Annotated in this window: 10 protein-coding genes and 1 tRNA gene; 3 read left to right on the top strand and 8 right to left on the bottom strand. The window is 48.4% G+C overall.

Annotated features, from left to right (window positions below):
• The 3 genes from VFS25_RS23345 to VFS25_RS23335 form a co-directional block, all read left to right on the top strand.
• A partial coding sequence (locus tag VFS25_RS23345) for an acyl-CoA dehydrogenase family protein (RefSeq protein WP_326464595.1) occupies positions 1-423 on the top strand: 423 nt, incomplete at its 5' end.
• 236 nt (positions 424-659) lie between these two features.
• Positions 660-2288 carry an NADP-dependent glyceraldehyde-3-phosphate dehydrogenase gene (locus VFS25_RS23340; RefSeq protein WP_326464594.1) on the top strand — a complete coding sequence of 543 codons (1629 nt, stop codon included), beginning with the start codon at positions 660-662 and terminating at the stop codon, positions 2286-2288.
• Between the two features lie 399 nt (positions 2289-2687).
• A complete protein-coding gene (locus VFS25_RS23335; RefSeq protein WP_326464593.1) occupies positions 2688-2981 on the top strand; it encodes a c-type cytochrome in 294 nt (97 codons plus the stop codon).
• A gap of 68 nt (positions 2982-3049) precedes the next feature.
• On the opposite strand, the gene VFS25_RS23330 is transcribed toward VFS25_RS23335, so the two are convergent.
• From VFS25_RS23330 to VFS25_RS23295, 8 genes are all read right to left on the bottom strand, one after another.
• On the bottom strand, positions 3050-3256 hold the full coding sequence (locus VFS25_RS23330; RefSeq protein WP_326464592.1) for a hypothetical protein: 207 nt from the start codon (positions 3254-3256) through the stop codon (positions 3050-3052).
• A 33-nt stretch (positions 3257-3289) separates the two neighbouring features.
• Positions 3290-4522 (bottom strand): ATP-dependent Clp protease ATP-binding subunit ClpX, encoded by a 1233-nt coding sequence (clpX, locus tag VFS25_RS23325; RefSeq protein WP_326464591.1) that lies wholly within the window; start codon positions 4520-4522, stop codon positions 3290-3292.
• Between the two features lie 134 nt (positions 4523-4656).
• The gene (gene clpP / locus VFS25_RS23320; RefSeq protein ID WP_326464590.1) at positions 4657-5358 is read right to left on the bottom strand and encodes an ATP-dependent Clp endopeptidase proteolytic subunit ClpP; all 702 of its coding nucleotides are present in this window, start codon (positions 5356-5358) and stop codon (positions 4657-4659) included.
• Complete coding sequence (tig, locus tag VFS25_RS23315) at positions 5345-6730, bottom strand: trigger factor (RefSeq protein WP_326464589.1); 1386 nt, start codon at positions 6728-6730, stop codon at positions 5345-5347. The genes clpP and tig overlap by 14 nt, the downstream gene beginning before the upstream one ends.
• A 235-nt stretch (positions 6731-6965) precedes the next feature.
• A tRNA-Leu gene (locus tag VFS25_RS23310) sits at positions 6966-7047 on the bottom strand.
• Between the two features lie 217 nt (positions 7048-7264).
• Entirely contained in the window at positions 7265-7972 is a 708-nt protein-coding gene (locus VFS25_RS23305) for a response regulator transcription factor (RefSeq protein WP_326464588.1), read from the bottom strand.
• On the bottom strand, positions 7969-8949 hold the full coding sequence (locus VFS25_RS23300; RefSeq protein ID WP_326464587.1) for a DUF4407 domain-containing protein: 981 nt from the start codon (positions 8947-8949) through the stop codon (positions 7969-7971). The genes VFS25_RS23305 and VFS25_RS23300 overlap by 4 nt, the downstream gene beginning before the upstream one ends.
• 10 nt (positions 8950-8959) lie before the next feature.
• Positions 8960-10450, bottom strand: a complete 1491-nt coding sequence (locus VFS25_RS23295; protein ID WP_326464586.1) for a sensor histidine kinase — start codon at positions 10448-10450, stop codon at positions 8960-8962.
• Positions 10451-10625: the final 175 nt, after the last annotated feature.

Below are 10625 nucleotides of genomic sequence, written 5' to 3'. Positions count from 1 at the left end.
GGCCGTATTTCCATTGCTGCCCTTTCGCTGGGCATTGCCAAAGGCGCTTATGAAGCCGCCATAAAATATGCACAGGAACGCCACCAGTTTGATCAGCCCATTGCCAACTTCCAGGGTATTGCATTTAAGCTGGCGGATATGGCTACACAAATAGAAGCCGCTGAAATGCTCACCATGCAGGCCGCCGACCTTAAACAACGCGGTGAAAAGTGCACCAAGCAGGCTGCCATGGCAAAATACTATGCCTCTGAAGTAGCGGTAAGCACCGCTAATGATGCCGTACAGGTTTTTGGCGGTTATGGCTACACAAAAGACTTCCCGGTAGAAAAATATTACCGTGATGCTAAATTGTGCACCATAGGAGAAGGCACTTCCGAGATACAGAAAATTGTAATTGCGCGTGAGGCGCTGCAGCTGAAATAATTAATAATGAAGAATTAATAATTAATAGGCGATGTGCTTTAAAGGGGTTGTTCCACTGCAATGGAGCAGCCTCTTTTTATTAGGTGGCATAATGGTGCTTACCAAATATGACATTGAATATTATTAGCATCATCAGCGCTGCCTTAAAGATCTTTTCATTCAGCCACTGCTACCTAAACTATTAATTATTAATTCTTCATTATTAATTATCTTGGTTGCACGCAATATAAATTCCTATGAGTTTTGAAGAAAAATTACAACAGCTTTTTCCAACTAAAGAAAACGGAATACCAGCGGAATACCAGCTGCCCGCAGAGATCCATCAGCGGGAGTATTTGTCCGGTGGTGAAATGAAACAATGGAGCGGCGATGTACATACGGTCGTATCGCCCATAGGTATACGCACAGCCAATGGCCTGCAGCGTAAGGTAATTGGCTCTTACCCTTTATGCAGCGCCAAAGAAGCCATGGCTTCGCTGAACGATGCCCTGGCCGCCTATGACGAAGGACGCGGCGAATGGCCCACCATGCCGGTAGCAGAAAGAATAGCCTGCGTGGAAAAATTCACCGGCAAAATGATTGAGCGCAAAGCAGAAGTAGTAAAGCTCATCATGTGGGAAATAGGGAAGTCCTATGCCGACTCGTTAAAAGAATTTGACCGTACAGTAGAATATATAAACGCTACTATTGACGCCCTTAAGGAGCTGGACCGCAACTCATCCCGTTTTGAGATACAGCAGGGCATCATAGGTCAGATACGCCGTTCCCCCCTGGGCGTAGTATTGTGTATGGGACCGTTTAACTACCCGTTGAACGAAACCTTTACTACGCTGATACCGGCCCTTATTATGGGAAACACACTGCTTTTTAAACCTCCCAAACACGGAACTTTATTACATTATCCCCTGCTGGAAGCTTTCCGCACCTGCTTTCCCAAAGGCGTGGTAAACACTATTTACGGCCGTGGTAATGTAATTGTGCAGCCGCTGATGGAGTCGGGCAAGATCAACGTGCTTACGCTCATAGGCTCCAGCAAGGTAGCCAACCAGCTAAAGAAAATGCATCCCAAGGTAAACCGCCTGCGGGCTATACTAGGGCTCGACGCCAAGAATGCCGCCATTATAACCGACAAGGCAGATATTGACCTGGCGGTAAAAGAATGTGTGCTGGGCTCATTATCGTTTAATGGTCAGCGTTGTACCGCTATCAAGATCATATTTGTGCACCGCCGTATTGCCGACGCCTTCCTGCGTAAGCTGAGCGACGCAGTTGGCAAATTAAAGGTAGGCATGCCCTGGGAAAAAGATGTGTTTCTTACCCCGCTGCCCGAACCGCAAAAGCCCGCCTATCTCCAAACCTGTATTGAGGATGCAGTGGCCAATGGCGCAAAGGTAATTAACGAAAACGGCGGCAAAGCATATGAGTCAATGGTGTACCCCGCAATTGTATACCCGGTAAATGAGCGGATGAAGCTGTACAGCGAAGAGCAGTTTGGACCCGTAATACCTGTTTTGCCGTTTGATGACATTACCACGCCTATTGAATACCTGATACATTCAGAGCACGGGCAGCAGGTAAGCCTGTTCACCAACAGCGCATCGGAGCTGGCATCGCTGATAGATCCGCTGGTGAACCAGGTAAGCCGGGTAAACATTAACTGCCAGTGTCAGCGCGGGCCCGATACTTTCCCCTTCACCGGGCGTAAAGACAGTGCAGAAGCTACGCTGAGCGTACCGGATGCGTTGCGGGCTTTTTCGATCCGCTCCATGGTAGCTACCAAACAAACGGAAGAGAACAAGGCGTTGATTAATAAGATCGTTAGTGACCAGACATCCAACTTTTTGTCAACAAAGTATATATTTTAACTATGCGTAATGTAAAAAAGGGGACAATGCGCAACCATTCATGGTTTTTGACAAAAAAATGAACATTAACCCTTTTGTGTGATGGAAGTTTGAAAAAGGAATGTTAAATTTGGGTTAAGTCAATCACTCTTTACCTTTTATCAACCTAAACCCAAAACACAGACGATTGAAACACTTTTACGCAATCGAAAAAGCATCCTGACACAACAGGATGCTTTTTTACTGTGGCCCCACGGCAAAGTTCTCCCGTAATTTTTAAACTACGTACTTCCGCTGGTCTGCCGCAAATGCAGCCGCTTAACTTTGCACGCAAATTATAACCCCTGATAGCTATGCGTAAATTTTTAAAGTGGGCGGATATTACCGCCGGCGGATCACGGGTACCAGGCGCCGGTAAGGGTGAAGCGGGAGGTATCACCGGCCTTCGGGCAATACCTCTCTGTTTCATGTACAGGGTGCCACGGGCATAACCTGCGCGGCGGCCCCAACCCGTTGCCGGGCACACCGGTAACGGATATTACCAGCAAGGGGCGCGTGGGCAAATGGTCGCAGGCCCAGTTTATAACAGCGCTGCGTACCGGCAAAACACCGGAAGGCAGGCAGCTGAATAATAGTGATATGCCCTGGCAAATAACCAGCGCCTATATGGAGGAGAAGCTTTCGGCGCTTTATCTTTACCTGAAAAGCCTGTAGGTATAAAAACAAAACATCCCGCGTAAAAGCGGGATGTTCTGCTATTATGAAAAAAGTGTTGTGACCGGTTATCCGTCCAGGAAATCATCGGCGGCTGCCACATCGGAAGATGGCTGCTGCGGGTTGTTTATGCCGGCAAACCATTTGTCTACCGTATCTGCAATAAAGGGCGGTACTTTGCTCTTTACAAAGTCGCGCATTACAGTAATGGCCTGCGCAGCCTGTTCTGTATTAAGCCCTGCTTTTTCCTGCAGCTGTTGAATGAGTTCCTGCATATTTTACTTTTTGCCTTTTTAAGTTTTTACTTATTAAGCAACTTTCAGCTTCACCAGCGGCGAAAGGTCCAGCTTTTCCTGGGCATAAGCCTTGGTGAGCAAAAATGTTTTTTCAGTGGTAGAGGGCAGGTGGAACATGGCGTCGCTCATTACCACCTCACAAATGGAGCGGAGGCCGCGGGCGCCCAGCTTAAATTCCATGGCCTTGTCCACGATATAATCAATGGCGTCATCATCTACCGTAAGCTCTATACCTTCTACCTTAAACAGCTTTTTGTACTGTTTGATGAGCGCATTGCGCGGCTGGGTAAGAATGGCTTTCAGCGCATCGCGGTCCAGTGAGTTCAGGTAGGTAACTACCGGCAAACGGCCCAGCAGCTCAGGTATCAGGCCAAAGGATTTCAGGTCCTGGGAGTTTACGTAGCGCAGGATGTGCTTTTTGGTAGCCTCTTCTTTTTCCTTATCAACTGTAAAGCCAATGGAATGGGTTTGCACCCTTCTGCTGATGATCTTATCTACCCCGTCAAATGCGCCGCCGCAAATGAACAGGATGTTCTGCGTATTTACTTTGATCAGCTTTTGTTCGGGGTGCTTGCGGCCGCCTTGCGGGGGCACCAGCACTTCCGTACCTTCCAGCAGCTTCAGTAAGCCCTGCTGCACGCCTTCGCCGCTTACATCGCGGGTAATGGAAGGGTTATCGCTTTTGCGGGCTATCTTGTCAATTTCATCAATATATACAATGCCTCTCTCTGCGGCTTCCACGTCGTAGTTACATACCTGCAGCAGGCGGGTTAAAATGCTTTCCACATCTTCACCCACATAGCCGGCCTCAGTAAACACGGTAGCATCCACAATGGTAAAGGGCACATTCAGCAGCTTGGCAATGGATTTGGCCAGCAGCGTTTTACCGGTACCGGTTTCACCCACCATCACAATGTTGGATTTTTCAATCTCCACCTCATCTTCGCCAACCTGCTGGTTCAGCCTTTTGTAGTGGTTATATACCGCTACCGCCAGTATTTTCTTGGCATCATCCTGGCCAATCACATAATCGTCCAGGAAGGTCTTGATCTCAACCGGCTTGGCCACCTTGGGTACAAAGTGGGACGGTGCTTTTTTGTTATGCTGAAACAGCTCCTGCTCAATGATCTCCTGCGCGTTGGCCACACAGTTCTCACAAATATGACCTTCCGCACCGGCAATCAGTATCTGCACCTCATCTTTGGTACGGTTGCAGAAGGAACAGCGTATTTTGGATTCTTTCATCCGTAATGATTTATTTGTTTTTCGCAGCTAGTGTAAGCCTACAAAGTTAGGCAAAATAGCAGGAACGGAAAAAAGGAAAGGAGAAACGGAGCAAGGCCTGCTTACCCCGTTTCTCCTTATATAATAGGCAACGCTTATTGCGGCGTATTTTCCTGTTTTTTCTTAGGGTTACGGTCCAGCACGTCGTCAATGATACCGTATTCTTTAGCCTCATCGGCTGTCATCCAGTAGTCGCGGTCAGAGTCTTTTTCCACTTTTTTGAACGGCTGGCCGCAATGGGTGGCAATGATCTCGTTCAGCTCCTTTTTCAGCTTCACAAACTCGCGTGCAGTGATCTCAATATCAGAGGTTTGGCCTTCTGCACCGCCGTGGGGCTGGTGTATCATTACGCGGGCGTGTTTCAGGGCGGTACGTTTGCCCTTTACACCGGCTACCAGCAGCACGGCGCCGAATGAGGCGGCCATACCGGTACAAATGGTAGCAACTTCCGGGGAAATGATCTGCATGGTATCATAAATACCCAGGCCTGCATACACGCTGCCGCCGGGGCTGTTAATATACATCTGTATATCACGGTTACGGTCGGCTGATTCCAGGAACAGCAGCTGAGCGGTGATCACATTTGCTACATAGTCATTGATCGGATCGCCCAGGAAAATGATGCGGTCGGCCATCAGGCGGGAGAATACATCCATTTGCGTTACGTTCAGCTGGCGCTCCTCGATAATATAAGGAGTAAGCGAGTTAAGCTGGTGACGGGCATAGCTATCTACTACCAGGCTGCTGATTCCACGATGATGGATCGCATATTTTCTAAATTCGTTATTCATGTTCATGATGGTGATGTTTATGAGGTAATTTAGCAAATTCTTCGGCTGTTATTTCCTCTTCTTTTAAATCCACCTTCGTTTCTGCCCAGTCAAAAAGTTTCTGGGTAACCATTTCGCGGTAAGTCTGGTCCACGAATTTTTCGTCCTGCAGCAGGCGGTCCAGGTAGCTATCCAGCCAATCGGCCCCGTCTAAAGCAGCGCCGGCGCCGTAATAGCCCAGCAGTTTTTGTTTGGCGCTCTCTCTCAGTTCTTCAAAAGAAACGTCCAGTTTATTATCGCGGATCAGTTTATCGCTAATAAGTGTCCAACGCAGTTGATGATCAAAGTTCGGATATTCTCTTTCGGCTTCTTCGGCAGTTTTGGGTTTTTCACTACCGGTTTGCAGCCAGCGTTTCAGGAAGTCTTTAGGCAGCTCCATAGGCGTTTCGTGCACCAGCACTTCAAACAGCTCATTATGCAGGCGGTTACGGCTTTCAGACTCCCAGTATTTTTCTATTTCGCCTTTCAGCTTTTCCCTGAAGGCGGCTTCTGTAGTAATGTCTTCATTCGGGTATACCTCTTTGAAGAATTCTTCGTTCAGCTCGCGTTTTTCTATCAGGCCTAATTTGGTAATGGTAAGCTTAAAGTATTTCTGTGCAGCTTCTTTGTCGTTTTCATCAAAGCCCAGGTCTTTCAGGATCATGCCCAGCCTTTCTTCATCAAAGGAGGTAGCCAGCTGAAATACGATGCTGTCGTCTTTTTTCTTGCCTTTCAGCTGTTCCTGTATGGCAGGGGAGAAGAATTTTAGCAGCAGGGAGTTGTCTTTTTTAATACCGCCTTCTACCACATTACCCTGGGCGTCGCTTTCTTCAAAGGTTACGCTCAGTACGTTGTCTTCGTTATCAATTACTTCCGGCTCGTTCATTTTGCCGCCTTTCAACTGCAGGCGGTTCACCTCTTCGTCTACCTCTTTATCAGTAGCCTTTATTTTATATTTGGTAAGGGTGGTTTTACCGGATTCCAGGGGAGATACTTCAAAAGTGGGTTTCAGGCCTACTTCAAAGTCAAAGGCATATTCGGCGGGTTGGTTAAAGTCCAGGTTTTTTGCTTCTTTATCCATGGACAGGGGCTGGGCAAAAATTTCCAGCTTTTCGTTCTGCAGGTAGCCGGTAAGCTCTTTTTCCACGGTTTTCAGCACTTCATCGGCAAACAGGGCCTGGCCGTGCATTTTCTTTACCATACCGGGGGGCACCATACCTTTCCGGAAACCGGGGATATTGGCGGCTTTGCTGAATTGTTTTACCGCTTTGTCAAAATTAGGAAGGTAATCTTCCCGGCTCACTTTCACAGTGATCTTATCATTCAATAAACCGATGTTTTCTCTGGTAACGGTTGCCATAATAATTATTAAAAATGTTCTTTATGAAGCAATAATGATTCCGCGATTGTATTTCTGCCATGAAGTCACAAAGGCACGAAGGAATGGCAGCAGGGAAAGAGGTACTAAGTGACTACGCGCCTTTATGGCAAACATGCATTGAAAATGTGCAAATATGCAGCTATGCAAATGTGCAGATGATTGAACTGGTTTCATTTGCATATCTGCATAGCTGCATATTCGCACATTTAAGAAGTGCGGGTGGAGGGACTCGAACCCCCATGCTGTGAAGCACCAGATCCTAAGTCTGGCGTGTCTACCAATTTCACCACACCCGCGTCTTTTACGCTGCAAAACAGGAAAAGGACTGCAAAGGTATTATTTTTTAGGAATTAAAAAAATGGAAATAGGTGCTTGATAAGGGTTGTGTCAAAATTTTGTAGATCAGGGAGTTAGGGGTTGCAATAGGCGCGGGGAAACCAAAATTAGATGACGCGGTTTATCTGGTTTGAAAAGGGCCGCATGGAGGTACCACGGGAAATGACAACAATTCCATCACCCTTCTTTCCGCCCCCAGATGCGGCCTACGGCATCGGCATAGGCCGCCCCGATGCTGATGCTGGCCTGTTGTATATACAGGTAATTACGGTCAATACGCTCTACCTTGCTGTTGGCCACAATAAAGAAACGGTGCACACGGGTGAACAGTGCGGCCGGCAGCAGGGCCAATGCCTCCTGCATGGAGAGGCGGGAAATGATCTTGCGGTCCTTCAGGATAAAATTTACATAGTTACCGGCGCTTTCCAGGTACAGGATATCGTCCAGCTGCAGCTTGCACTGCTCATACCCGCTTTTAATAAAAATGTAATCCGGCACATAGCCGGCAGCGGCGCTTTGCTGCTTCAGCTGCAGCAGGGTATGCGCCTTGTTGCAGGCTTTCAGGAAACGGGTAAGGGAAAAAGGCTTCAGCAGGTAGTCAATGGCATCCAGCTCAAAGCTTTGTACGGCATGTTCGGAGTAAGCAGTGGTAAATACCACCATGGGTGGGTTGGTAAGGCTGGTCAGGAAATCAATGCCGGTAATGTCGGGCATTTTAATGTCCAGGAAAAGCAGGTCGGTACGCTCGCGGTTCAGGTGCTCTATGGCTTCAAAGGCATTGGTGAACAGCCCTGTTATTTCCAGGAAAGGCACCTTATCTGCATGGGAGCGTATTACCGACAGCGCTACCGGCTCATCATCTATGGCAATGGCAGTCAGCTTCATACCGCGTTGTTTTTCCGGTAGCCAAGATACATATTATTATGCTCCACCAGCTTGTCATATTCTCCCTTGGGCATCAGCAGCTTGCTGAGCAGGGGCATTACCTCTATGAGGGTAATGATCAATACAATGAGCCGGTAGCGCGCCCGCAGCGGGGCATGTTCTGCCGTAAGCTCTTCCAGCGCCTCTGTTTGGGCCAGGAAGCCGTCTGTTAAGGAAGCCATGTATACTTTTTCCTTAGCCAGGTTCTCCTTCCACTGGCCGGCCAGCTGGGCGCGGCGTTCCTGCAGCTGCGGTTCCAGCTGGCGGCGCAGGTCTGTAAGCTCCTGCTCTGCTTTCAGGTACTCGGTTTTCTTTACCCTGGCAATGCTGGATTCCCCGATTTTGCCTGAGCCGCCGGTACCGTCGGTTTCCTTAATGTAATCATCTTTATAAGCTTTTACCTGGGCGGTTTTCTGCTGCAGCTGCTGCTCCCATTGCTGTAAATCGTTTTGCAGGTCAGTAATGTGCGCCTCATTCAGGGTAGCCAGCTCATTACGGAATTTTTCCAGCTTGCCCTGCCGGTTCAGCACCATCTGGGCCTGTATGTCTTTACGGAACAGCAGCAGTATAACGGGTTGGGATATAAACAAGCCAATGGTAAAGGCCAGCAATAAACGAAAGGCCACCGGTAAAAATTTCCGGCGGCCTGAGCCTGACATGGCCGTTATCAGGCTTCGGTCAATACTGAGGATGGCAAAACCAAAGAAAAACGCCAGTCCTGCAATAACCATTTCATCATCTACTACGGTAGAAAAAAAGTACCCCCAGGCCAGGGTGGCAAACAGCCAGGTTACAAGTACGGACATGCCTATGATACGGTACCGCTCCTGGTCGGCCCGACAGTCTTTTAATATTGTAATATCTGCTGCAGCCATCCACCAAAGGAATTTGCTGATGCCGTCTGCAGCGGGTGCGTTATTGGCAGGTGTTTGTTCCATAAGTTGTTGATCAGGCTACATGAATGGTGAGGTGTACAAAATATTCCGTGGCGGTTTGCCGTATGTTCAGCTCATGCCGCTGTGGATATAGCAGATGCAGGCGTTCCCGCACATTGTTGAGGCCAATGCCCGGGCCTCCTTTTTCAGTGTTGTTATCCGGGCGGATGTGTGTGGTGTTGTACACATCAAAGTAAATCTTCTCTTTATCGCAGCTAAGGGAAATGGCGATCTTGGAGCGGTTGCGCAGGCTAATACCGTGTTTAAATGCATTTTCTACAAAAGGGATGAGCAGCATAGGCGCAATTTCATGCTGGCAATACTGTTCATTAATGTTCACATCGATCTGTATATCCGGCGATGCCTGTGTGCGCAGGCGTTGCAGGGCAATGTAGTTATGCAGGTAAGCTATTTCCTTATGCAGGGCTATTTTTTCCAGGTGGTTCTCATCCAGCATAAAGCGCATCATATCGCCCAGTTTCTGAATGCCTTCGCTGGTGTTCAGCGCATTCTCCTGCAGGGCCGTACCATACAGGGTATTGAGTGCATTAAACAGGAAATGCGGGTTTATTTGCGAGCGCAGGAAATCAAGGTTGGCTGCAGAGTGGCCCAGCGCCTTTTGCAGGTTCAGCATGGTAGCAGCACGGTTTTCGCGGGCCAGGTACAGCCACCAGGTAACCGGCAGCAGCACCAGCAGCTGAATGGTGAACAGGCATAGCATGAGCAGTGTGGTTTCTTCCGGCCTGCTGCGCCGTATAAGCAGCACCAGCAGGTAAATAGCAAAACCGGTTACCAGCGAAGCAAGCAGCAAATCGCGTGTTAGCAGCCATTTGTTTTGGTGTACCTTCTCATACCGGGGAAACACTTTGGTGTACCATACGTAAAATACTGCGGCGCAATAGGGGCCGCCGCACGCTACCAGCATAAACAGCACATGCGAGCGTACGCCAATGCTGAATACCAGCAGGGCCACCCATAGGGCGCCTATTACAAAAGGCTCGTTCACAAGCAGCTTGTGCCCGCGCACATACTGAAAATAAAGGTGCTTGCCCGCATAATACAATACATATATGATAACATAAAACATGGTGGTGCTGAAAGCCGATTTGGCAAAGTACATATGTGCCCCTTTTATAGTGCTGTACACGCCCAGCAGGTAGCCGTAATAATAAGAGTAGGCTACCATAATGCCCAGGAACACCAGCAGCAGGGTGCAGGCGGCCAGCAGTAAGCCGGGCAGCCAGCGCTGCCGCTCCAGGTACACCGGCACTACCACCATATTAATGAACAGGAAGGCGGCATATACGATAGTGATATGAGCCAGCAAAGGCAGCAGGTAATGAATGTAATAGTCAAATACCTGGTGATACTGGTGGAATTTGTAGCCGTAGGCATGCTGCATTTCAAATACATTGGAAGTAACGGTGCGGAACAGCAGCGGGAATATGAGCAGCAGGAAAATAGCGGTTACTGCGCCAAACTCCAGTTTCTTAAAAGAGATCATATGCAAAACTTTCAGCAATGATAACACTCTCCGGCAAGCGCTTCCCCGAAATGGGACGAAAAGCCCGGAAAATGGGATGAAATCAATTACGAATTTGCCAATTAGGAATTACGAATTGCGAGTGAGGTAGTGCCTGCTTTATTACCATGTACATGGGGTTAATGACGGTTAGCTA

Origin of the sequence: Chitinophaga sp. (assembly GCF_035761305.1) — a bacterium.
Classification (GTDB): Bacteria; Bacteroidota; Bacteroidia; order Chitinophagales; family Chitinophagaceae; genus Chitinophaga.
This window is presented reverse-complemented; position numbering and strand designations above follow the sequence as displayed.